Below are 23,215 nucleotides of genomic sequence, written 5' to 3' on the forward strand. Positions count from 1 at the left end.
CTCTGCGCGATGCGAGTGTACCGGCCTGACCTGTCATTGAGCCACGACCCGGTCCGCCGGGAAGGTGATTTCGACGATGGTGCCTTCGCCCTGCGTCGAGCGCAATGTGAAGCGGGCGGAGTTCGCCTCCACCATCGCCTTGGTCAGCGGCAGGCCGAGCCCGGTGCCGTCGCCCCGTTCACGGGCGATGGAACTGACCTGGCTGTAGGGAATCATCGCTTCCGACATTTCGTCCTCGCTCATTCCGATGCCGGTGTCGCGGAAGCGCAGGATGAAGCAGCCCTTGGCGTCCACGCTGGCCGTGACGACCACCTGGCCGCCCGCCGGCGTAAAGCGGATGGCGTTGGACAGGAGGTTGAGCGCGATCTGCCGGATGGAGCGGGCGTCGGCCAGGATATGCGGAAGGCCGTGCGGCAGGTCGCTGCGCAGGATCACGCGGGCCCGGCCCGCCTGCGGCTGCATGAGGGAGACGATCTCCGCCGCGATATCGACGGCGGAGATGGGCGCGATCTTCAGCGAGGCCTTGCCGGCCTCGATCTTGGATATGTCCAGAAGATCGTTGACGAGGTCCAGCAGATGATGGCCGGAATGCTTGATGTCGCGTAGATATTGCAGGTAGCGCTCGTTGCCGATGGGGCCGAAGCTTTCCGCGGCCATCACATCGGCAAAGCCGATAATGGCGTTCAAAGGCGTGCGCAATTCGTGGCTGATATTGGTGAGGAAGCGGCTTTTATGCAGGCTGGCGTCTTCGGCCTGCCGCCGTGCCGCCACGAGCTCTTCCTCGATGCGCTTCCAATGCCCGATGTCCCGGATGACGACGCACCAGCCCCGCCCTGCGCCGAGCCTGCCGATGGTGATGAACAGCGGGATCGGCGCGCCGCGCGCTACCTTGCCCATCACTTCCCTGCCATCGTTCAGAATGCTCTGCATGCCGCCGTCGCGCAGCGCAGCCAGATAGGCGGCCGCCGTCGCACGGCTGTCTTCCGCGATGAGGTCGGTGAAGGGAAAGCCGCGGCACTTGGCGGCCGAGAGGCCGAACAGCGCCTCCGCCGAGCCGTTCATCGCGCGCAGCGTGCCATCGTCCTCCAGCATCAGGATGCCGTCCGTCGCCGTATCGAGTACGGCGCGCAACTCGATCGCCTCTTCGTCGGCGGGGGCGGGTGCCGGACGCTGGAAAGTCAACAGGAGGATTGCCGTACCGGCGATGGTGACGCGCTGCATCTGGCAGGAGACGCGCACGACTTCCCCGTCCTGCCGCAGCAGCCGGATGCAGCCGTGCGCCTCGCCGAACCTGGCTTCGCCGGCGGCAAGGACCTCCAGCCCCCCGGCCTCTTCCAGAGCCGCCAGTCCGGCATAACCGGACAGCTCGAAGAAACTGCGATTGGCATGCGCAAGGCGTCCCCGAACCTGCACCAGGGCGGCAACGGGCAGTACGTCCAGAAAGGTGACGATGTCGGCGGGCAGGTCCTGCGGGGGCGCGGCGGGCGGCGTATCGCCGAGCCCGCCAAGGGCTGCGCCGATGGAGGCGAAAGCGTCGGCCTCCGCACCGGAAAGCCCGCTGCCGCCGAGCGGTTCGGTGAGGCTTTCCGCCTCGACCCGCCCGACGATGCGGCCGAAGCCGCGTATACCCTCGAAGACCGTGCCACGGCCATAGACCGGCAGGGCCGCAAGTTCGATCCGCATGCGGTCGTCGCTGCTGTCGATCGGCCAATCCACCATTCGGTCGGACCATGGGGCACGGTTGCGCAGCAATGTGGCGACTTCGCCGGACGGGTCGAGGCCCAGGCGATCCATGACGTCGAAGATGGCCTGGCCGTGCAACGCCCTGGCACTCGCTCCGACGGCGGTTGCCAGCTCTTCGCCGACGGCGGTGAAGCGGTAGGCGGCATCGACGCGCCATTCGAAACGGCCGTCGGCGACCGGCATTTCCCGCTCTGCCGGTCCGGCTTGCCCCGGCATGGTTTCGGCGCGCAGCCTGTCGCGCGACTCCGCCGCCTTGTGGCGCAGGGTGACCGCCTTTTCGGAAAGGCGTTCATGCCACCGCTGGACGATCTGGCCGATCGGGGTCGTGGAAGGATGTTCCTCGGTTGCCTCGGCCCGCGTATCAGGGGCGCTTCGCGCCGGTTCGGCCATTGCCGGCGGAGAAGGCCGCGCGGCCGTCCAGGGGCCTGTATCCGCCACGAGGGCAAGTCCGGTGCCCAGACGCGCGAAGGCGAGCTTGCGGCCCTCGTCGGGGATTTCCAGGTAATCGATGGGGCCGGTCAGGAACTCTTCCGCAGCGTCGGTAAAGTCGGCTGCCCGGTCCGGGCCAAGCGAGGCGCTCATCGCCTGCAGTCCGCCGGCGGCGATGATCGCGGCCGGATGGCCGACCATTCCGGCTTCCCGCAACAGGCGCTCCGCCAGCATGGCGCCGACATCCGGACGTGCCATGGGATGGAGACTGGACAGCAGCACGAATTCGTCGCCAGCCCCGGCAACGGCCATGCGCAGGCGGATCGTCGTGGAGACGAAGCCGGCGCCGGACTGCGTTGGCAGCCGCGTCGTCACCTCTCCGTCCCGCATCAGGGCGCCGGCGAATTCCCGTATGCGGGTCAAGGGGGAGGGCGTCCCGGACATGAGCGTGTCGGCCGCTTCGTTGTGCCAGAGCACCCGGGCCAGATCGGCGGACAGCGCCGCAACGGCGCAGCCGGCTTCGCCGGCGCGGCGTACATCTTCAAATGCCATGATCTCCAGAGGGTTCATGTCCTGAAAATGTCCTGTCGAGGGCCCCGCCCATCCCGTTGGTTACGCCTTTGTTAATAGCGCCCGGCACGCGCGAAATCCATTGCGCGCGTCGGGGTCCGCCGATCATTCGTCGGGAAGGGTTAACATCCCGCGTCATGCGTCCGGCTGCTCGTCAGTTGTCAGAACTGAGGAAATCCGCTCATGTAGGCGCCTGACCATGGCGAGGGAGAGTGTGATGAAGGAGAAGGCAAGGCCCGCAGGCAAGGCCTCGGCGGAGTTTTCGCAAGCCGAGGACGCCTTCAGGCAGGCGATGGACCCGGAAAACGTCGCGCGCGCGCAAGCCGCGCTGGGGCTGGATCCCGAGCGGTTCCAGGAAGCGCTGCGCGGTTTGACCGAGCGCACGGTCGAGCAGTCGCGCAAGACCTATCAGGCGATCCGTGACAACGCCGACGAGGCCACGAAGACCCTGGAGGCCACGTTGGAGAACGCGCACAGCGGGTCGCTGTCGCTGTCCAAGAAGGCGATAGAGGCGCTGCGCACGAATGCCGAACTCGGCTTTGCCCATCTGGAAAAGATGACGAAGGTGCGGTCCGTGGCCGAGCTGGTCGAACTGCAGTCGGGCTATGTGCGCGAGCAGACGGAGCTGATGGCCGGGCAGATCAGGGACATGCAGTCGCTGTCGCGCACGGTCGCCAACGAACTGGTGCGGCCCGGCAAGGAGGCCATCGACAAGGCGCGCACCCGCAAGGAGTGATCCGGCGCGCGACATTGCATTTTAGGGTGGTCTCCATGCGCGGGATGGGCTTGCGTCCCGCGCCGAATGAATTTATGTGAACCGCCATGGAGCGACGCGCTCCTCGGTATGCGGTTGTAGCTCAGCTGGTTAGAGCGTTGGATTGTGGCTCCAGAGGTCGGTGGTTCGAACCCACCCAACCGTACCATCCCCAAGCCCCCATGACACATGGTCCGTCCGCACGATGAGCATGGAAGCGACGGACGCCGCCATGTGGATCGACGTCCGTGTGTCCCTGAGCCGATGATCGAAACCGAACGCCTTATTCTGTCGCCACCCACCATCGATGACTTCGAGTGCAGCCTCGCCATGCATCGACACGAGACGATGGCGCGATACACGGGCGGCCAGCTCCTCGGCCGCGAGGATGTCTGGAGAAAATTGCTGCAGGGAATCGGCCACTGGACGACGTATGGCTATGGCATCTTCGTCGTTCGCGGCAAGGCGGATGGCGCCTTCATCGGCGAGGTGGGCCTGGCTCACTTCCGCCGGGGCCTGGGCGAGGCCTTCGAGGCATCGCCCGAGGCGGCATGGATGATAGAGCCGGCCGCTCACGGCAGGGGGTATGCGAAGGAAGCCGCCGAGCGCGCGCACCGTTGGATGGCCACCGAGCACGCTATGAGCCGGTCGGTCTGCATCGTCCATCCCGACAACAGCGGATCCATCCGTGTGGCGGACTCTCTTGGATACGAGCGGATCGGCCAGGTATCGTACCGGGATGCCGATCCCTTCATGTTCGAGCGCATCGCGCCCATCCCGGCCGGCTGATGCAGGGCGTGGGCCGGAGCCGATCGGCCCCGGCGTTGCCGATGCTCAGGCGATCCCCGCACCTCCGGTGACGCCGTAGACCTCGCCCGTTATGTAGCTGCCTTCCTGGGTGGCGAGCAGAACGTAGATCGGTGCGATCTCGACGGGCTGGCCGGGCCGGCCGAACGCGCTGTGCCCGCCGAACTGTTGCACCTTCTCCGACGGCTGGCCGCCGCTGGATTGCAGGACTGTCCAGAACGGGCCGGGGGCCACGACATTGGCGCGAATGCCCTTTTCGATCAGCTGCTTCGACAGCGCCTTGGTGTAGGCGACGATTCCCGCCTTCGTGGTTGCGTAGTCCAGGAGAATGTCCGACGGATCGTAGGCCTGCACGGAGGCGGTCGTGATGACGGCGGCACCCGCCGGCATATGCGGAACCGCCGCCTGGCATATCCAGTGCAGCGCGTAGAGATTCGTCTTCAGGGTCTTGTCGAAATCCTCCGAGGAGAGCTGCGAGATGTCCTCGCGGAATTGCTGGCGGCCGGCGTTGACGACCAGGATGTCGATGCCGCCCATATGCGAGGCGGCCAGTTCCACCAGCTCGCGGCACCAGGCCTCGTCCATCACGTCGCCCGGCAGCGCGAGGGCCTTGCGGCCCTCGGCTTCGATCAGGGCGATGACTTCCGCCGCGTCGGCCTCTTCCGACGGAAGGTAGGCGATCGCGACGTCGGCGCCTTCACGGGCATAGGCGATGGCTGCTGCGCGGCCGATGCCGCTGTCGCCACCCGTGACGAGGGCCTTGCGGCCCTGCAGCCGGCCATGGCCGACATAACTCGTCTCGCCGTGATCGGGGGCCGGCTCCATCCTGGTGGCCAGACCCGGGGCGGGTTGTGGCTGATCCGGAAAAGGCGGTTGGGGATATTGCGTGCGCGGATCCTGCATGGTCGTGCGGCTGGTCATGAAAGCGTCTCCAGTTGTCGACAAGAGCAATCCCGTTGATCAATATCCGTTCCGCCGTTGGACATGCGGCTTGCTCTGGAGCGTCGTTCGATGCTGGGTGTTCTTCGCAACCGGTCCTACCGTCATCTTTTTGCGGCACAGGCGCTTTCGCTCGTGGGAACGGGGCTGACCACGGTCGCGCTGGGGCTGCTTGCCTATGACCTCGCGGGGGACGAAGCCGGAGCGGTCCTCGGCACTGCGCTCGCCATCAAGATGGTCGCCTATGTCGGCATTTCGCAGTTCGCCGGGGTCCTGACGGCGTGGCTGCCCCGCCGGACATTCCTGGTGACGCTGGATATCGTCCGGGCGGGGTTCGTGCTTCTGCTGCCCTTCGTCACCGAGATCTGGCAGGTCTATGCGCTGGTCTTCGCCTTCCAGTCCATGTCGGCGCTGTTTACGCCGACCTTCCAGGGAACGATCCCCGACCTGCTGCCCGACGAGCGCGACTATACCAGCGCCCTGTCGCTGTCGCGCCTCGCCTACGATCTGGAAAGCCTGTTCAGCCCCCTCCTGGCAGCCCTGCTTCTGACCGTGATCGGCTTTCACTGGCTGTTCCTGGGAACGGCGGTCGGCTTCCTGGCCTCAGCTTGCCTGGTCGCTACGGTCGTCGTGCCATCGGTGCAATCGGTGGCCGGTTCGGGCTTCGTCGAGCGCTTCACGCGCGGTGCGCGCATCTATCTTGCCACGCCCCGGCTGCAGGGGCTGCTGGCGCTGTCCCTCGCGGCGTCCGCCGGCGGTTCCATGGTCATCGTAAATACGGTGGTGCATGTCCGTACCGGGCTGGGCGGCTCCAACCAGGATGTCGCAATGCTGTTCGCCGCCTATGGCCTGGGTTCCATGTCGGTTGCGATCCTCATGTCCCGCATTCTCGCTGCGGTATCGACACGGGCGACGATGATCGGCGGTGCGGTGGCGATGGCCTGCCTGTTGCCGGTCGGCGGCGCCGGCCCGGGCTGGATTGCGAGCATCGCCCTGTGGATGCTGATGGGGGCGGCGTCCTCCGCCATCGGCACGCCGGCCGGCATCGTGTTGCGACGGTCGTCCAGCGCGGCAGACAGGCCGGCGGTGTTCGCTGCCCAGTTCGCCTTGTCGCATGCCTGCTGGCTGGTGACCTATCCGCTGGCCGGCTGGCTTGGCGCCACGATCGGCCTCGACGCGACGTTCATCGCCCTGGCCGCGGTCTGTTCCGCCGCCACCCTCGCCGCAGTCAGGCTCTGGCCCGCCGCCGATGCGGTCGAGATCGAGCACCAGCACGCCGCTTTCGACCACGATGCCATGCATGTCCACGACGAGCATCATCGGCACGCGCATGAGGGTTGGGAAGGTCCGGAGCCGCATCGCCATCCCCATCGGCACGCGCCGGTCAGGCACAGCCATCCCTTCACCATCGACGACCACCACTTCGTCTGGCCGAGGGCGATGGAACGGGGCTAGAGGGAAAGAATTCACAAAGGCGGGTTACCCGGGCACGCAACGATTGCGCCCCTCTGCCTTTGCCCTGTACAGGGCCTTGTCCGCCCGATCCATCCATGTCGCGACGTCAGCCGTTTCCGCATTGCATTGCGCAAGGCCGAAACTGGCAGTGAACGGCAGATCGGGCCGCTCCTCGATCGTCGCGGCCTCGATGGCGGAGCGAAAGCGTTCGGCGGCTATCCTGGCTGCGGGCAGGCCGGTGTTGACGAGCAGGATGGCAAATTCCTCGCCCCCGATGCGCCCGATCTGCTCCTCGCTGCGTTTGACCGCCTCGCAGGCGGCGCTGGCGCTTTTCAGCACCGCATCCCCTATGCCGTGCCCGTAGGTATCGTTGATCGACTTGAAGCGGTCGAGATCGAAGATGACCAGCGTGACGGGCTGGCCATGGCGCAGAAAACGGCTCAGCTCCCGCTCCGCAGCCTCGATGAAGGCTCGGCGCGTTGCCAGGCCCGTGAGGCCATCGCGAGAGGCGATCTGGCGCAACTCGAACTGCGTGATCGCCACCGCCGCAAACTGTCGGAGGGTGGCGTAATCGTCCGGCCCGAAGGTTCTCGGCTGCATGTCCAGGATGCAGATCGTGCCGATGTTGTAGCAGTCCGGCGATGTCAGCGGAATGCCGAGATAGCTGCGCAGATGCGGCGCTCCGGTAACCATCGGGTGGTCGGCGAAACGGGGATCGAGCGTCGTGTCCTCGATGGCGAGGATGTCGGCGGACTGGATCGTATAATTACAGAAGGCCGCGTCCCTGGGGATTTCCGCGATGGGGAGCCCCTCGACGGCCTTGTACCACTGCCGCCTGTCGTCGATGATCGAGATCAGCGCGATCGGCACCCTGAAAATCGTCTTCAGCAGGCTGACGATGGTATCGAACTGCGGCTCGGACGGGGTGTCCAGAAGGTCGTAGCGCGCAACCGCGCAAAGTCGGCCACGCTCATCGCCGAGCTTCAGGTCATGGAACATCGGCACACTCTCTTCATGGACGCCCTGGCACATGGATACGTAACTGGACGTAGATTGTCGGGACGAAGCGCAGTCAACCGATGGTGCGACGACACGACACAGTTGCAGCGGACGCCGCCACGGTCCGCGACCACCGACCGGACACCCGCGTATAAGGTATCTTTTATCATTTATCCTTAAATTTCAGGTCCGGCGGCCCTGGTTGCGGCATTTGCCGATGGACGACGCGCGCCATGGACTATAATCCTTGGCCTTCCGGCGGTTTCAGGCGCCGCCGTAAGCTAGGATTTCAGTCATCCATGAAGCTGCTCTTCGTGCATCAGAATTATCCCGGGCCGTTTCGCCACATCGCGCCGGCACTGGCCCGGTCGCCCGACCATCGCGTCGCCGCGCTCCATATGCGCTCGGACCTGCCCGACCGCGTGGACGGTGTGCAACTCGTTTCCTACCGCCCCGCCCGCAGCAGCACGCGGGATGTGCATCCCTGGCTGCGCGATCTGGAAACCAAGACGATCCGGGGTGAGGCGGCGTTCCGCGCGGCGAGCGCGATGCGAGAGCGCGGGTACGAGCCCGATATCGTCGTCGGCCATCCCGGCTGGGGCGAAATGATGTTCCTGAAGGACGTGTGGCCACAGGCGCGCATGGCGATCCACTGCGACTATTATTTCCGCAAGGATGGCGGCGATGTTGGTTTCGACCCGGAGTTCGCAACGCCCGATCCGCTCGACGCCAGCCGCATCGCCTTTCGCAACCTGCATCTGGACATGACCCTGCGCGAGGCCGATGCCGGGCTTGCGCCGACGCAGTTCCAGGCCGACGCCTTCCCCGGATTCTTCCGCCAATGGATAACGGTCGTTCCGGACGGCATCGACACGGTCCGTTTCGCGCCGCGCGCCGACGCCGCGGTCGATGTCGGTGAGGGACTGGTGCTGACCCGCGACGACGAGGTCGTCAGCTTCTGCGCCCCCGTGCTGGAGCCCGGCAGCGGCTATCACATCTTCATGCGTGCGCTGCCCGAGCTTCTCGCCGCGCGGCCGGCTGCGCACATCGTGATTGCGGGCGGGGAGGGCGCGCCCGCGGATTGGCCCTCCGCAGGGCTGAGCTGGAGGCAGAAATTCATCGACGAGGTGCGGTTGCTGGTCGGCCCGGCCGACTGGGCCCGTGTGCATTTCATGGGGCGGCCCGACCAGCGTGGGCGCCTGGCGCTGGCGCAGGTATCGCGCGTGCACGTGCACCTTTCCTATCCGTTCCCTCTATCGCCCTACCTGATCGAGGCGATGAGTGCCGGCTGTGCGGTGGTGGCCGGCGATACCGAGCCTGTTCGCGAGGCGATCGCGCATGGCGAGAGCGGCATTCTCGTCGACTATTTCGACGTGCCGGGCGTCGCCGCCTCGATCGCCTCCCTTCTGGCCGACGCGGCCACGCGGACAGAACTGGGAGCACGTGCGCGCGCGGCCGCCTGTGCCGGCTGGGATCTGAACGCGGTGTCGCTGCCGCGTGCCAAGGCATGGCTGGAGGCGGTCGCAGCCTGACCCCGGCCATGAGAAACCTTCTCTTCGTCCACAATAACTTTCCCGCCCAGTTCAAGCATGTCGGCCCCTTGCTGGCCCGCGAAAGGCGCTATGCCGTGTCCGCCCTTCACAAAAGGCCGGATCTGCCGGACCAGGCGCTGGGCATGCGGCTCTACAGCTACACGCCCGTCGGCGGCATATCGGCCGGGGTGCATCCATGGCTGACGCAGGTCGAGAATGCCCTGAACCACGGCGAGGCGGCCACACGCCGGGCGCTGGAACTTCGCCGGGCAGGCTTTGAGCCGGATGTTATCATCGGACATCACGGCTGGGGCGAGATGATGTTTCTACGGGATATATGGCCGAAGGCGCGTATCGGCCTGTATTGCGAACTCTATTACCGGCATCGGGATTCGAGCTGGGACTTCGATCCCGAGTTTCTGGATACGATCAACCCGGCGGCCGTATGCAAGGCCCGGATGCTGAACATTCCCTTCGACCTCAGTTTCGAGGGGGCGGTCGCGGGCCTTTCGCCGACACGCTGGCAGGCGAATACCTTTCCCGAGTCGATCCGCCGCCGCATCGACGTGGTGCATGACGGCATCGATACGGCGCAGATCCGGCCCATTGGCAGTGCGAGGCTGGAGGTGGATGGCGGGGTGCTGACACGCGATAACGAGGTTTTCACCTTCGTCAGCCGTCATCTGGAACCCTATCGTGGGCTCCATATCTTCATGCGTGCCTTGCCGGCGCTGTTGCGCAAACGGCCGGCGGCGCATGTCGTCATCGTCGGATCGGAGGGGAAGGAGGGCGGCTATGGCCCGCTACCCGAAAGCGGAACCTGGAAGGAAAAGTTCATCGCGGAGGTCCGCCCGCAGATGGACGACGCGCAATGGGCCCGGGTGCACTTCCTCGGCCGTATTCCCTATGAGCGTTTCCTGCAGGTGCTGCAGGTTTCCACGGTCCATGTGTACCTGACCTATCCGTTCGTGGTGTCGTGGTCTTTGCTGGAAGCGATGAGCGCGGGTGCCGCCATCGTCGCCGGCGATACCGCGCCTGTGCGGGAAATGGTCGAAGACGGGCACAACGGGCTGCTGGTCGACTTCTTCGACAGCATGGCGCTGGCGGATACGCTTGCGCGCCTTGCGACGGCCCCCCTGCAACGGGCGCGCATGGGCGCTGCCGCACGACAGTTCGTCATCGATACCTACGAGGTCGCGCATTGCGCACGGCGCCAGGCCGAATGGATCGACCGCGTGGCGGCTGGATAGCCAACCGGCGCGCCATGCGGCAACCTAGAACAACTTGCCCTGTTCCGGCTTGCCCTGTCCCACCTTGTCCGCCCCGGCCGTGCGGCGGGGCCGTGCGGCGGCGGCTTTTCCGTCCAGCGCCATGGCCTCGCGGCTTTCGCCGCTGGCAAACTCGACGGAAAATCTCTGCCCGGCCGTCAAGCCATCGGCCCGGGTGATCGCCTGGCCGGTCGTATCGCGGATGATGGCGTAGCCGCGTTCCAGCACCCGGCGCGGGTCCAGGCTGGCGGCAACACGCCAGACGCCGGCCAGCCGCTCCGCGCGGCGCGCGGCCGCACGCTCCCAGGTCTGCTGCAGCGTCGCGCCGACCGGCATCAGCCACCGACGCCCATTGTCCAGCCGGTGATCCAGCAGGGACGAGCGCAGCCCGGCGGCGATGCCTGAAAAGCGATTCCGCGCAGCGGATGCACGGCCGGAGATTGCATGGGCCGACCGGTTGGCCAATTCCGTCAGATGCGCACGCTTCTGCCCGATCATGACTGCCAGGCGGCCAGGCTGCAGCCGCGCGGATGCCGACAGGAAGCGTCGCCTTTCGCCGGTGACGTAGGCGGTCAGGCCGCGCTCCAGCCCGACGGCAAAATCGTCCAGGCGGCGTCGCGGCGTTGCAAGCAGCATGTCGGCGCCCGGCATGGCGCGCGCCAGCGCCACCAGCGCGCGACGCTCCTGCTGCAATTGCCGGCTGATGCCGGCGCGCAGGCGCGCATGCAGGGCGGCCACCTGCGCCGTCAGTTCGGCCCGGACGGGGACGGCCATTTCCGCCGCGCCGGTGGGCGTCGGCGCACGACGGTCGGCCGCGTGGTCGATCAGCGTCCAGTCCGTTTCGTGGCCGACCGCCGAAACGAGGGGGATGGCGGAAGCCGCGGCCGCCCGCACGACCGCTTCATCGTTGAAGCCCCACAGATCCTCCAGGCTGCCGCCGCCCCGCGCCACGATGATGAGGTCGGGCCGCGGAACCTTGCCGCCGGGTTGGATGGCGTTGAACCCCTCGATGGCGGCGGCAACTTCCGCCCCGGATGTCTCGCCCTGCACCCGCACCGGCCAGACCAGGAGATGCACGGGGAAGCGATCGGCGATGCGGTGGCAGATATCGCGGATGACAGCGCCCGTCGGCGAGGTGACGATGCCGATGACGCGCGGCATGAAGGGCAGGGCACGCTTGCGCGCCGTATCGAACAGGCCCTCCGTTTCCAGCTTCAGCCGGCGCTCGTTCAGCAGCGCCATCAGGGCGCCGGCGCCGGCCGGCTTCAGGTCGTCGATGACGATCTGGTATTTGGAGGAGCCGGGATAAGTCGTCAGCCGGCCGATGGCGATGACTTCCAGGCCTTCTTCCGGCCGGAACGCCAGCTTGGCGAAGGTGGCGCGCCAGATCACGGCATCCAGCCGCGCACGGTCGTCCTTCAGCGTGAAATAGGCATGGCCCGAGGCGTGGGCGCCGCGATACCCGGAAATTTCGCCGCGCACGCGAACATTGCCGAACGCATCCTCGACGGTGCGCCGCAAGGCGCCGGACAGTTCCGACACGGAATATTCCGCGGCATTGGTGCCTTGCGCCGCAAAGACGCCATCCGACATCACCAGCCGGCCGCCGTCATTCCGGGGCGCAGGCGTTGCGAGCGGATGACCCGTGTTTCCGGCAACTGCCGCGTCAATGGCGTTTCCTCCGTCGGCGGCACCAGGTTGCGCAGGCTTTCCCGGATGTGCTCGATCAGCGCGGAGATGACGGGGGTGTCGGTGTTCTTGCCTCGCATTACCGCGATCTCGGCATCCTTGAGCCTTGGGAAGCCTTCCTCCTCGGTCAGGACGCGCATCCCGGGCCGCAGGGCGCATTCGGGCAGGACGCTGATCGCCAGTCCCGCCAGCACGGCGGACGTGACGATGGTGGCCGACCAACTGGTAAACAGGACGCGGTGCTGCCGCCCGGCCTGCCGCAATGCCTCGATGCCCTGCTTGCGCCATACGCAGTCGGCCCGGCCGATCGCCAGTGGCAGAACCTCTTCCAGGTGCACCGTATGGCAGGCCGACGTCACGAAGTGCAGCGGCTCTCGCCGGACGATCTCGGACCAGGCATGCGTCTTGGATGGGCACACCAGCGCAACGTCCAGATGTCCTTTCTCGACATGCTCGACAAGGCTGTTGGTGGTCTCGCAGGCGATCTGTAGTTCGACACGCGGATTGGTCCGCACGAAGCGGCCCATGATCTCGGGCAGGAAGCGCTCGGCGTAATCGTCCGGCAGTCCGATGCGGACATGGCCGGAGATATGCTCTTCGTCGAAGGCCGTCAGCGTTTCCTGGCTCAGCGCCAGCATGCGCCTTGCATAGGTGAGAAGGCGCGCGCCATCGTCCGTCAGCTTCACGCTGCGGCCGTTGCGCTCGAACAGCTCTTTTCCGAGGCGGTCTTCCAGACGGCGGATCTGCATCGATACGGCCGACTGCGTCTTGAAGACATCTTCGGCGGCGCGGGTGAAACTGCCGGTGTCGACGACGGCGATGAAGGTTCTCAGCTGGTCCAGATCGAGAGGCGTTGCCATGAACTCAACCCATCATTGATGATGATGGGTAGCATTACAAACATTCGTTGGCCTAATCAATGAGGCAGCCTTATCTCAGGGTTGATAGCCAGCGTGACCACGGTCTGAACGGCGGGGATAGCCCCTTCGCCGAACGGGTTCGGCTGGCTCTCGACAGCGAAAGGGAACCAGAATGTCTATCACCCTGAAGGGTAGCGGCCGCGACGAGTTCGTCGGTATCGCCTCCTCCATACGGATCGGCTTCGCGGCCGTCCCCGCGATCCTGCGCTCCTGGCGCAATCGTCGTCACGCCTACCGCCTGTCCGAAATGCCGGACTATCTCCTCAGCGATCTCGGCATCCGCCGCGATGACGTGCACGAGGCGCTGGGCGCAAGCTGGCGGGAAGACCCGACGTTCAAGCTGGCGGTAAGGGCGGCCCGGCGCCGGCGCGGACTTTGATGCAAGAACCACCGCCGGACGCCGGCACAGCTTCTGTCAATTGACCGCCACGGATCGACGAGATTCGTGGCGGTTCTGCGTTCAGGCCTTGAAGGCTTCCACGAACTGCGGAACGAAGGTCTGCTGGAAGGTCACGTCGGCGTTCGCCAGTTCCGGGTCCAGCGTCTTCAGCATCTCGAACAGGCTGTCGAACCCGTCTTCGCCGATGATGCCGTCCGGGCTGTACATATCGCGCGAGTTCTCGAAGGCGGTCTTGTAGAATTCGCGGTCACCGAAGAGGTAATCCTCGGGCACGGTGTCGGCGACGTCGTCCGGGGTGGCGTCCCGCAGCCAGTGCAGCGACTTGACGAAGGCGTTGACGATGCGCTGCGTGGTGACCGGATTGGCGTCGATGAAGCTCTGCTGCAGGTATACGGTGGCGGCGGGGTTGGTGCCGCCGAACAAGGCGCGCGTGCCTTCCTCCGTGCGCGTATCCAGCAGGATCTCGATATCACCGTCCGCTTCCAGCCGTGCGATGACGGGATCGAGATGCGACAGGCCCGCGATCTCGCCGCGCTTGACGGCCGCAATGCCGCTCGCTCCGCCGCCGATGCCGATGATGGACACGTCGTTGGCCGTCAGCCCGTTCTTGACGAGGGCGTATTGCAGCAGCAGCGCGGTGGAGGAGCCGGGCGCCGTCACGCCCATCGCGCGTCCCTTGAGGTCGGCGATGCTCTTCACCTCTTCCGCAAGATCCTTGCGGATGCCGATGCAGATGCCGGGGAAGCGGCCGAGCTCGCACACCGCCTTGATGTCCTGACCCTTGTCCTGCATGCGGATAGTATGCTCGTAGGCGCCCGTGACGACGTCGACCGAGCCGCCGACAAGGGCCTGCAGCGATTTGGCGCCGCCGCCGAAATCATTGATCGAGACCGTCAGGCCCTCTTCCTCGAAGAAGCCGCGCCGTTCGGCAATGGTCAACGGCAGATAGTACAAGAGCGGCTTGCCGCCGACGCCCAGCGCCAGGCTGGCCTTTTCCGGCGTCGCGGAGGCATCCTGCGCATAGGCCGGCAGGCGCCCGAGAATGGATGTCAGGCCGAGCGCGGCGCTGCCCATCAGGATCGTTCTGCGTGTCGTCATGAAGTGTTCCTCCCTTTGTCGTTTGTTATGCGGTTGCCGAGCTTGCCGCCTGTGGACGCCAGACCAGAAGCCGATCCTCGACCAGCGTCACCAGCCAGTCGATCACCAGCACGAAAGCCATCAGCACGAACATTCCGGCGAAAACGCCCGTCACGTCGAAGACGCCTTCGGCCTGGTGGATCAGGTAGCCGAGGCCCGCCGCCGAGCCGAGATATTCGCCGACCACCGCGCCCACCACGGCAAAGCCGACGGCGGTATGCAGGCTTGAGAAGGTCCAGGACAAAGCGGAGGGCAGATAGATGTGGCGCAGGAGCTGGCGCTCGTTCATGCCGAGCATGCGAGCGTTGGCAAGGACGGTCTGGTTCACTTCCTTCACGCCCTGGTAGACGTTGAAGAACACGATGAAGAACACCAGCGTCACGCCCAGCGCCACCTTCGACCAGATGCCGAGGCCCAGCCACAGCATGAAGATCGGCGCCAGCACCACGCGGGGCAGGGCGTTGGCCGCCTTGACATAGGGGTCGAACACGGCGGCCAGCATCGGCTTGCGGGCAAACCAGAAGCCGATGGCGATGCCGCCGACCGAGCCGATTATGAAGGCCAGCGCCGCCTCCAGCAAAGTAATGCCGAGATGGTACCAGATCGTGCCGGCGGCGAACCACTCGTAGATGCGCACGGCGACGTCCACCGGCGTGGAAAAGAAGAACCGCGCATTGGCGGGGTTGCCGAAGATGGTGGTCGCGGTGAACAGGTGCCAGACCAGGATGACGACCAGCGCGACGCCGACCTGTGCCGGCAGGAGCATGTACTTCTTCACGACCGAACCCCGCTCGTCTGCCGATAACCCTTCAGCACCTCTTCCTTCAGCGCGTGCCAGATCTCGCGATGAATTTCGTGAAAGCCCTTGTCCAGCTTGACCTCGGAAATCTCGCGCGGGCGGGCGAGGGTGATGTCATAGGAGCCCATGATGTGGGACTTGGGCCCCGCCGACATGATGACGACGCGGTCCGACAATGCGATCGCCTCTTCCAGATCGTGCGTCACGAACAGCACGGCCTTGCGGTCCTGCGACCAGAGGTCCAGCAGCAGGTCACCCATGATGACGCGCGTCTGCGCGTCGAGCGGGCCGAAAGGCTCGTCCATCAGCAGGAATTTGGGGTTGCGGATCAGCACCTGGGCGAGGCCGACACGCTTGCGCTGGCCACCGGACAGCATATGCGGATAACGGTCGGCGAAGGCCGCAAGGCCGACGCGGCCAAGCCATTGCGACGCCCGCTCGCGCGCTTCCTTTCGCGATGTGCCGGCGACTTCCAGCCCGATGGCGATATTGTCCAGCACCGTCTTCCAGGGCATCAGCGAATCCTGCTGGAACAGGTAGCCGGCCCTGCCGTTCAGGCCTTCCAGCGGGCGCCCGTCGATGCGCACCGTGCCGGCCGAGGGCTTGAGAAGGCCGGCGACAGCGTTGAGCAGGGTGGATTTGCCGCAGCCGGTGGGCCCGACGATGGAGACGAACTCGCCGTCGCGCACGGACAGGTCCGTGGCGGCCACGGCGTCGAACTTCAATCCATTGGCCAGCCTGAAGGAGATTTCGACTTTGTCGAGGTCGATGGCCGGGTTGGCGGCCTGGACGGCCGGAGCAGCTCCGGAAGCCGCGCTCACGGGCACTGACCCGTCGGCACGTGGGCGCGCCCGAACGTTTGGCATGCTTGCATTGTCTCCTCCCATTGCGAGCGCAACCTAAGATTTTTATGCGTTTCGCGGAATACGTCAGCCGGGAATGGTCGTTTCCATTTGGCGAACGACGTGCCGCACCTGCCCGCCGGCCTGCGCGCCTGGAAGGGCGGCCGCCCGGTTGGCAAGCGGGACGAGCGCGTCGAGCGCCACGCCGGTCGAAACGCCCATGCGATCGAACATGGACACGAGGTCCTCGGTTGCGACGTTCCCGGTGGCGCCGGGGGCGAAGGGGCAGCCACCGAGGCCCCCCATGGCCGCGTCGAAAACGCGTACGCCCTCCTCGAAGGCGGCGAACACGTTGGCGACGCCGCGCCCGTAGGTGTCGTGGGCATGCAAGGCCCAGTGCCGGACGCCGGGAAAGGCCGACCGCGCCGCCGAAAAAAGCTGCCGCACCTCGGCCGGCGCGGCGCGCCCGGTGGTATCGCACAGGCAGATTTCGGCATCCGGCCGCATCGGCACCAGGCGTTCCAGCAGCGCCAGCACGTCGTCCGGCTGGACACGGCCATCGAACGGGCAGTCCATGCTGGTTGCAAGGTTGAGCCTGACCGGGATGTCGGCGGGCGTCGCCTGCATCAACTCTCCGTAGGCGTCGGCCGATTCCAGCGGCGACTGGCGGACGTTGTTGCGGTTATGCGCCTGCGATACCGAAAGGACGAAAGCGATCATCGGCGCGCCCGCTGCCAGCGCCTCGACCCCGCGCCTGAATGTCGGCACCAGAACCTGTGGCAAAAGGCGCTCTTCCGCCGCGATGCGTTTCAGAAGCTCGGGCGTGTCCGCCAATTGTGGAATGGCCCTGGCGCTGACGAAGGAGCCGATCTCGATGCGGCGCAGGCCGGCTTCGGCCGCGCCGTTCACGAAGGCGAGCTTCTGTGTCGTGGGGATGAAGGGGCCGATGGGCTGGAACCCGTCGCGGGGGCCGACTTCGACGATCTCGACCGCGTGGATCGGCGCAAGAGCTTGTGTCACACGACTTTCCTTTCGCGAAGACCTGCGATTTCGTCGGCCGCGAAGCCGGCTTCGGCCAAGACCTCGTCGGTATGTGCGCCGATGGCGGGGCCCGGCCAGCGGATATCTCCCGGTGCTTCCGGAACATGGGGCACGATACCGGCGTGGAGCGTCGGCCCGATCAACGGGTCGTCGACGCTGCGGACCATGCCGCGCGCCCGATATTGCGGGTCTTGCGCGATGTCCGCCGCCGTGTAGGCCAGGCTTGCGGGAATGTCGGCGGCGTCCAGTTCGGCGGCGGCATCAGCGGCGTTGCGCGCCGCTGTCCAGTCGGCGATGACGGCGTCCAGCGCATCGACATGCGCCAGACGCGCGGAATTGTCGACGAAGCGCGGGTCGGCGGCCAGGTCCGGCCGGCCGATCGTCGTGGCAAGCCGGCGGAAGAGCGGGTCCGAATTGGCGGCGATCAGCAGCCATCCGCCATCCGCCGTCGGGTAGGCGCTGGTGGGCGCAGCCGTCTTGATGCGGGCGCCCTGCGGCTCGCGGATGGTGCCCAGGCTGCCATATTCCGGCAGCATGCCCTCCATCATCGACAGGACGGATTCCGTCAGAGCGACGTCCAGGGTCAGCGATTGCGGCCGGGTGCGGCCGGCATCGCGCTGCCACAGCGCGGCCATCAGCCCGAACGCCGCATAAAGGCCGGCAATGGAGTCGCCAATGGAAATTCCGACGCGCGATGGCGGCAGGTCGGTCGTTTCCGGCGGATGGTTGGTCAGATAGCGCAGGCCCCCCATCGCCTCGCCGATGACGCCGAAGGACGCCTTGTCGCGGAACGGACCGGTCTGGCCGAAACCGGAAATACGGGCGATGACGAGATTGGGGCGCACGGCGCGCAGGCTGGCGGCATCGAGCCCGAACCGGTCCAGCTGGCCGGCCCGGAAGTTTTCCACGAGGGCATCGGAGCCGGCGGCCAGACGCAGGACCACGTCGCGGGCTTCCGGCTTCTTCAGATCGAGCGTGATGCAGCGCTTGTTGCGGCCATGCATGGACCACCAGGGCGAATGCCCGTTCTTGTGCTGGCCCCACTGGCGGACGGGGTCGCCGCCGGGCGGCTCCACCTTGATGATGTCCGCGCCAAGATCCCCCAAAAGGCGGGTGCAGAATGGCGCGGCGACGAAATGGCCAAGCTCGATCACTTTCAGCCCGGTCAACGGACCGTGCCTCGGCGTAACTTCCATGATGTCCTCCCCGGCCCGGTGGGGCCGGAGGCAGGTTTGCAAGCCCGGCTGCTTGCGTTCCATTAGCCTTGCGCCAACACGCGTTCGCCCCGCGCGAAGAAACTTACCCTCAGGCCCCGGCCAGGAGATGCTCGCGGAACAGGCGAACGGCGGGCGTCGCCTCGGCCGGGTCGCGGCTGACGATCTTCAGTTCGCGGCGGGCCCATTCATCCGTCAGCGGAATGGCCTTCAGCCGCATGCCCCGGCCGATGACGGCGAAGACCCCGTCCGGGATGAGGCCGATGCCGATGCCGCTTTCCACCATGCGAAGCACGGCATCGAAGCCCGGTACGTGGAACCGCAGTTTCACGTCGCGCCCCGCCATCGCCGCGGCGATCTCGGAGCGGCGATAGATGGCGCTGTCCTGATGCAGGCCGATATGCTCGTATTCGAGCGTATCGGCAAAACCGATTTCGCTGCGTTGCGCCAGCGGATGGTCCGCCCGAACGGCCAGCACCAGCCGGTCGCGGCGATAGGGGGCGGAAAACAGCTCGCGGCTGTCGATCGTGGCGACGCAGAGGCCGATGTCGCCGACGCCCTCTTCCACGCCCCGGATGACGGCGGCGCTGGTGCGCTCTTCCAGTTCGATGCGAATGCCGGGATGCGCCTTGTAGAAGCTCGACAGATCCTCGGGCAGGAACTCCACGATGGTGGAGATGTTGGCAAGGATCCGGACCTGGCCCAGCATTCCGCCGGCATGGTCCGACAGCTCCGCGCCCATGCGCTCGACATTGGCGAGGATGGCGCGGGCGTGCCCCAGGAGAGCCTCTCCCGCCACGGTCGCGCTCATGCCGCGTGGATGCCGGGTAAACAGCGCCGCGCCCAGGACCGCCTCCAGCTCCGCCAGGCGCTTGGACAAGGCGGATGGTGCGATGTTCTCGCGCTCGGCGGCACGCGTCAGGTGCTGCTCGTCGCACACGGTGACGAACAGCCGGAGACTGGTCAGGTCGATCCGGCGGATGAGGTCGAGGGGAGCCAAGGCCGGCTTAGAATTCGGACATCTCGCCGCCCACGGGATGCGCCGGCTGGTGCGTCGCCAGAACCTTGTCGATGCGGCGACCGTCCATGTCGACGATCTCGAAGGTCCAGTCCTGGTAGGTCAGCACTTCCCCGACTTCGGGGATATGTCCGATTTCGTCCAGGATGAAGCCGGCCAGCGTCTCGTAGTCGCGATCCCTCGGGAAGGTGAGCTGGACGAGGGCGCGCTCGACATTGTCGACCGTCATGCCGGCGTCGACCAGCCACGAGCCGTCGGCCCGCCGCGTCACGCCGTGCTCTTCCTCGATGCCCTCCGGCAGTGCGCCGGCGATGGAAGCCAGGATGTCGGTGGGCGTGACGACGCCTTCGAAGGAGCCGTACTCGTCCAGCACAACGGCCATGTGCGTGGAGGCGGACTGGAACCTGTCCAGAAGCTTCAGCACCGGCATCGCCTCGTTGACGTAGAGCGGCTCGCGCAGCGCGGCACGCACGTCGATGCCGCCGGATTCGCGGAACTGGTCCAGCAAGTCCTTTGCCTGCACCACGCCGATGATGTCATCGGGGTTTTCACCCGCCACCGGTATGCGGGAATGGCCGCTCGTGCGGATCTCGTCCAGCACGGCGGTAGGCTCGTCCTCGATGGACACCCAGAACACGTCGGGGCGCGGCACCATGACGGAGCGGGCCGTCCTGTCGGCGATGCGCAGCACGCCCTCGATCATCTCCCGTTCCTTCGGCTCGAAGACGCCGCTCTGCGTGCCTTCGGCGATCATTGCCTTGACCTCTTCCTCGGTCACCGTGTTCTCGGCCGTGCTGGACACGCCGACGAGGCGCGAGACGGTTTCCGTCGATATGCGCAGGAACCAGACGATCGGCGCGCCGATCCGGGCGAGCAGCAGCATGAAGGGCGCGACGAAGGAGGCGATCCGCTCCGAATGCGTCAGGGCGAACCGCTTGGGGACCAGCTCGCCGAGGATCAGCGACAGGTAGGTGATGATGACGACCACGACGGCAAAGGCCGTACCCTGCGCATAGGCGCCGACGACGGGCAGCGGATCGAGGATCTCGGCCAGCGGGCCGGCAAAGGCCGAGGCGCCGAAGGCGCCCGCGAAGATGCCGACGAGGGTGATGCCCACCTGGACCGTGGACAGGAAGCTCGTGGGATCGTCCACCAGCTTCAGCGCGCGGGCTGCACCCTTGCTGCCCTCCTGCGCCATCTGCTGCAGGCGGCCGCGGCGGGCGGAGACGACGGCCAGTTCGGACATGGCGAAGAAGCCATTCAGAAAAATAAGAAAGATGACAATGACTGCGTTGAAGACAAGCATCCGGCTCGGGGAACCTTTTTAGCGGGCGCAACGGCCCAGGAAGGGCGCATGGCCCAGAGAGAACGAGAAGTGGCGCGCCGGCAGGGCCGGCGTGGTAGGGTCGGGGTTCATCGGCTCTTTCCCGGCCTGCGGGAAGGCGGGTGCCGGTCGAAGACGGCCATCATGTCGCGCCAGTATCCGGCCTGCATCTCGCGGCCGCTGGCCATCATGTCGAAGGCCATGTCGATGGGCGTGCGCTGTCGCTCGGTCGGTACCGGCGGCTGCCGCCTCGGATCCTCGGCCGTGGCGGCCTCGGCCGGTTGTGCCGGATCCACGGGGAAAGGCCAGGGAAAGCCCTTGAACGCGTCGGCGAAAAGACGGGTCATGGCCGCGGCGGGATCGGGCGCGGCGTCCCGGCCGGACGGGCGGCTGAAAGCCTCCATCGCATTGGCCGAACGCCGCATCACCTCCGCCATCCAGACACCCGCGCTATCGGAGGGCAGGGGCTGACGGTCGGGGCGGCCGGCGGCATTGTGCATGAACGCCTCGAGCGTCATGGCGGACAGCGTCGGCATCATCTTCATCAGCGTGTCCGGCGCGAGCCCGCTGACCATGGATGCCTGCCGCGCGACCGCATCGGCCAGGCCCGAGGGCCCGAACAGGCCCTTCATGGCCGTGTTGCCCGCGGCTCGACTATCGGTCGGCAGCAAGGAGACCTTCGCCATCATGTCGGCGAAAGCGGCCTGGTTGGCCTGCAGTCGGCGGAGGCCCAGCAGAAAGGCGGGCGCGAGGGCGTCCGTCGCCTCGCGCATTTCGTGCTCGCTCAGGCGAAACTGCGCCTGGAGCCCTTGCATCGCCTGCTGCATCTGGGCCGTGGCCGCAAGCCAGTCGGCAAAACCGTTCATCGTCCTTTTCCGCTCATCGGCCCATAAGCATGGGGCCAAACGTCATCGCTGCCAAGAGGCAAGCGCAATCAATAGGCCAAATGGGCGAAAACCTTGGCCATCGAGCGGTCCCATTGCGTATCGTACAGGCGCACCAGTTCCTCCGCCGAGGTGGTGCCACGGGCCACGACTTCTTCCAGTGGCGCCAGGAAGTGGCTTTCGTCGTTGCCTTCCTCGTTCATCCGGGCGCGGGCCTTCAGGCCCTTGCGCGCGATGGCCACCACCGCGCGCGAAAGCTCCAGCACGCTGGCATCGCGGAACCCTGTCGCGAAGCCGGTCGTCGGCACCGCCTCGCGCATCGCGGAGACCTCCTCGAAGGTCCAGTCGGCGCAGAGCGCCTCCGCCTCGGCCATTGCGGCCTCGTCATAGAGGAGGCCCACCCACAGCGCGGGCAGGGCGCAGATGCGCCGCCACGGACCGCCATCGGCGCCGCGCATCTCGATGAAGCGCTTCAGCCGGACATCCGGAAAGAGGGTGGACAGATGGTTGGTCCAGTCGCCCATGTTGGGTGTCGCATCCGCGACGCGGCCCTTGAAGGCCCCATCCAGGAACTGCCGGAAGGTGATGTCCGTGGCGTCGTGATAGACGCCGTCGCGCATCACGAAGTACATCGGCACATCAAGCGCCCATTCCACGTAATCGCGATAGGTGAAGCCGGGTTCGAAGACGAAGGGCAGCAGGCCGGATCGCTGGTTGTCGACATCGCGCCAGACATCCGAGCGCCACGAGACGAGGCCGTTGGGCTTGCCTTCGGTGAAGGGCGAATTGGCAAAGAGCGCCGTGGCCACGGGCTGCAGCTTCATGCCGATCTGCATCTTGCGGCGCATGTCGGCTTCGTCGGCGAAGTCCAGATTGACCTGGATGGTGCAGGTGCGGAACATCATGTCCAGCCCGCGCGTGCCGACCTTCGGCATGTAGTTGCGCATGATGTCGTATCGCGACTTCGGCATGATGGGCGTCTCGGCCAGCGTCCACAGCGGGCTGGAGCCCATGCCCAGGAACTCGATACCGAGACCCTTGGCCACCTTGCGTACATCCGCCAGATGGGCATTCGATTCGCGGCAGGTCTGGTGGATGGTCTCCACCGGCGCGCCGGAAAGCTCGAACTGTCCACCCGGCTCCAGCGAGATCGCCCCCTGGCCGGAGGCGCCCGCAAGACCGATGATGCGGCCGTCGTCGGTGATGGCTTCCCAGCCGGACAACGTCTGCATCCCCTCCAGGAGGCTCCGTATGCCGCGCTCTCCCTCGTAGGGAACGGGCGCCAGCGTATCGGCATAGAAGCCGAACTTTTCGTGCTCGGTGCCGATGCGGAACTGCGCCTTGGGCTTTTCCCCGCCCTTCATGTAGAGGGTCAGGTCATCGACGCTGTCGATCGGCGTCAAATCGGTCGTGTCGCGCGCCATGGCTTTCCAGTCCGCTGTCCGCCGCAG

The 23,215-nt window shown here is 66.3% G+C and carries 20 protein-coding genes and 1 tRNA gene; 7 read left to right on the forward strand and 14 right to left on the reverse strand.

Annotated elements, in window-relative coordinates:
• Positions 1–33: 33 nt before the first annotated feature.
• Positions 34–2,724: an ATP-binding protein gene (locus IGS74_RS06400; RefSeq protein ID WP_192390247.1), complete on the reverse strand. Its 2,691-nt coding sequence runs from the start codon at positions 2,722–2,724 to the stop codon at positions 34–36.
• Between the two features lie 235 nt (positions 2,725–2,959).
• Here IGS74_RS06400 and IGS74_RS06405 point away from each other — a divergent pair, with 235 nt between their 5' ends.
• The 3 genes from IGS74_RS06405 to IGS74_RS06415 all read left to right on the forward strand — a co-directional run bounded on the left by IGS74_RS06405 (position 2,960) and on the right by IGS74_RS06415 (position 4,285).
• The gene (locus IGS74_RS06405; RefSeq protein ID WP_245282928.1) at positions 2,960–3,478 is read left to right on the forward strand and encodes a phasin family protein; all 519 of its coding nucleotides are present in this window, start codon (positions 2,960–2,962) and stop codon (positions 3,476–3,478) included.
• Between the two features lie 110 nt (positions 3,479–3,588).
• Positions 3,589–3,665 (forward strand) — tRNA-His (locus IGS74_RS06410).
• Between the two features lie 95 nt (positions 3,666–3,760).
• Positions 3,761–4,285: a GNAT family N-acetyltransferase gene (locus tag IGS74_RS06415; RefSeq protein WP_192390249.1), complete on the forward strand. Its 525-nt coding sequence runs from the start codon at positions 3,761–3,763 to the stop codon at positions 4,283–4,285.
• Positions 4,286–4,330: 45 nt separating this feature from the next.
• On the opposite strand, the gene IGS74_RS06420 is transcribed toward IGS74_RS06415, so the two are convergent.
• Positions 4,331–5,224 (reverse strand): SDR family oxidoreductase, encoded by an 894-nt coding sequence (locus IGS74_RS06420; protein WP_192390251.1) that lies wholly within the window; start codon positions 5,222–5,224, stop codon positions 4,331–4,333.
• Positions 5,225–5,314: 90 nt separating this feature from the next.
• Between IGS74_RS06420 and IGS74_RS06425 the strand changes: the two genes are divergently transcribed.
• Entirely contained in the window at positions 5,315–6,697 is a 1,383-nt protein-coding gene (locus IGS74_RS06425) for an MFS transporter (RefSeq protein ID WP_192390253.1), read from the forward strand.
• Positions 6,698–6,721: 24 nt separating this feature from the next.
• Here the strand turns inward: IGS74_RS06425 and IGS74_RS06430 are convergent, their stop codons facing one another.
• Entirely contained in the window at positions 6,722–7,696 is a 975-nt protein-coding gene (locus IGS74_RS06430; protein ID WP_192390255.1) for a sensor domain-containing diguanylate cyclase, read from the reverse strand.
• Between the two features lie 299 nt (positions 7,697–7,995).
• On the opposite strand from IGS74_RS06430, the gene IGS74_RS06435 reads away from it, so the two are divergent.
• Entirely contained in the window at positions 7,996–9,228 is a 1,233-nt protein-coding gene (locus IGS74_RS06435; RefSeq protein ID WP_192390257.1) for a glycosyltransferase, read from the forward strand.
• Between the two features lie 8 nt (positions 9,229–9,236).
• Positions 9,237–10,478, forward strand: a complete 1,242-nt coding sequence (locus IGS74_RS06440) for a glycosyltransferase (protein WP_192390258.1) — start codon at positions 9,237–9,239, stop codon at positions 10,476–10,478.
• Positions 10,479–10,502: 24 nt separating this feature from the next.
• On the opposite strand, the gene xseA is transcribed toward IGS74_RS06440, so the two are convergent.
• Together xseA and IGS74_RS06450 are read right to left on the reverse strand one after the other, a co-directional pair.
• A complete protein-coding gene (gene xseA, locus IGS74_RS06445) occupies positions 10,503–12,089 on the reverse strand; it encodes an exodeoxyribonuclease VII large subunit (RefSeq protein ID WP_192390259.1) in 1,587 nt (528 codons plus the stop codon).
• Complete coding sequence (locus IGS74_RS06450) at positions 12,089–13,045, reverse strand: LysR substrate-binding domain-containing protein (RefSeq protein ID WP_039188655.1); 957 nt, start codon at positions 13,043–13,045, stop codon at positions 12,089–12,091. The genes xseA and IGS74_RS06450 overlap by 1 nt, the downstream gene beginning before the upstream one ends.
• A gap of 172 nt (positions 13,046–13,217) precedes the next feature.
• On the opposite strand from IGS74_RS06450, the gene IGS74_RS06455 reads away from it, so the two are divergent.
• Entirely contained in the window at positions 13,218–13,484 is a 267-nt protein-coding gene (locus IGS74_RS06455) for a DUF1127 domain-containing protein (RefSeq protein WP_039188656.1), read from the forward strand.
• Between the two features lie 81 nt (positions 13,485–13,565).
• Here IGS74_RS06455 and IGS74_RS06460 read toward each other — a convergent pair whose 3' ends face one another.
• From IGS74_RS06460 to IGS74_RS06500, 9 genes are all read right to left on the reverse strand, one after another.
• On the reverse strand, positions 13,566–14,603 hold the full coding sequence (locus IGS74_RS06460) for an ABC transporter substrate-binding protein (protein WP_192390261.1): 1,038 nt from the start codon (positions 14,601–14,603) through the stop codon (positions 13,566–13,568).
• Between the two features lie 25 nt (positions 14,604–14,628).
• Positions 14,629–15,420 carry an ABC transporter permease gene (locus IGS74_RS06465; RefSeq protein WP_039188658.1) on the reverse strand — a complete coding sequence of 264 codons (792 nt, stop codon included), beginning with the start codon at positions 15,418–15,420 and terminating at the stop codon, positions 14,629–14,631.
• A complete protein-coding gene (locus IGS74_RS06470) occupies positions 15,417–16,307 on the reverse strand; it encodes an ABC transporter ATP-binding protein (protein ID WP_192390263.1) in 891 nt (296 codons plus the stop codon). The genes IGS74_RS06465 and IGS74_RS06470 overlap by 4 nt, the downstream gene beginning before the upstream one ends.
• Before the next feature lie 63 nt (positions 16,308–16,370).
• The gene (locus IGS74_RS06475; RefSeq protein WP_206688222.1) at positions 16,371–17,303 is read right to left on the reverse strand and encodes a hydroxymethylglutaryl-CoA lyase; all 933 of its coding nucleotides are present in this window, start codon (positions 17,301–17,303) and stop codon (positions 16,371–16,373) included.
• Positions 17,300–18,520, reverse strand: a complete 1,221-nt coding sequence (locus tag IGS74_RS06480; protein WP_192390265.1) for a CoA transferase — start codon at positions 18,518–18,520, stop codon at positions 17,300–17,302. Before IGS74_RS06480 ends, IGS74_RS06475 begins: the two co-directional genes overlap by 4 nt.
• Positions 18,521–18,629: 109 nt before the next feature.
• Positions 18,630–19,538: a LysR family transcriptional regulator gene (locus tag IGS74_RS06485; protein ID WP_192390267.1), complete on the reverse strand. Its 909-nt coding sequence runs from the start codon at positions 19,536–19,538 to the stop codon at positions 18,630–18,632.
• A 7-nt stretch (positions 19,539–19,545) separates the two neighbouring features.
• Complete coding sequence (locus IGS74_RS06490; protein ID WP_039188661.1) at positions 19,546–20,862, reverse strand: hemolysin family protein; 1,317 nt, start codon at positions 20,860–20,862, stop codon at positions 19,546–19,548.
• Between the two features lie 107 nt (positions 20,863–20,969).
• Entirely contained in the window at positions 20,970–21,746 is a 777-nt protein-coding gene (locus tag IGS74_RS06495; RefSeq protein WP_192390269.1) for a hypothetical protein, read from the reverse strand.
• Positions 21,747–21,814: 68 nt separating this feature from the next.
• Positions 21,815–23,188: a glutamate--cysteine ligase gene (locus IGS74_RS06500; RefSeq protein WP_192390271.1), complete on the reverse strand. Its 1,374-nt coding sequence runs from the start codon at positions 23,186–23,188 to the stop codon at positions 21,815–21,817.
• Positions 23,189–23,215: the final 27 nt, after the last annotated feature.

The organism is Aureimonas sp. OT7 (assembly GCF_014844055.1).
GTDB lineage: Bacteria > Pseudomonadota > Alphaproteobacteria > Rhizobiales > Rhizobiaceae > Aureimonas > Aureimonas altamirensis_A.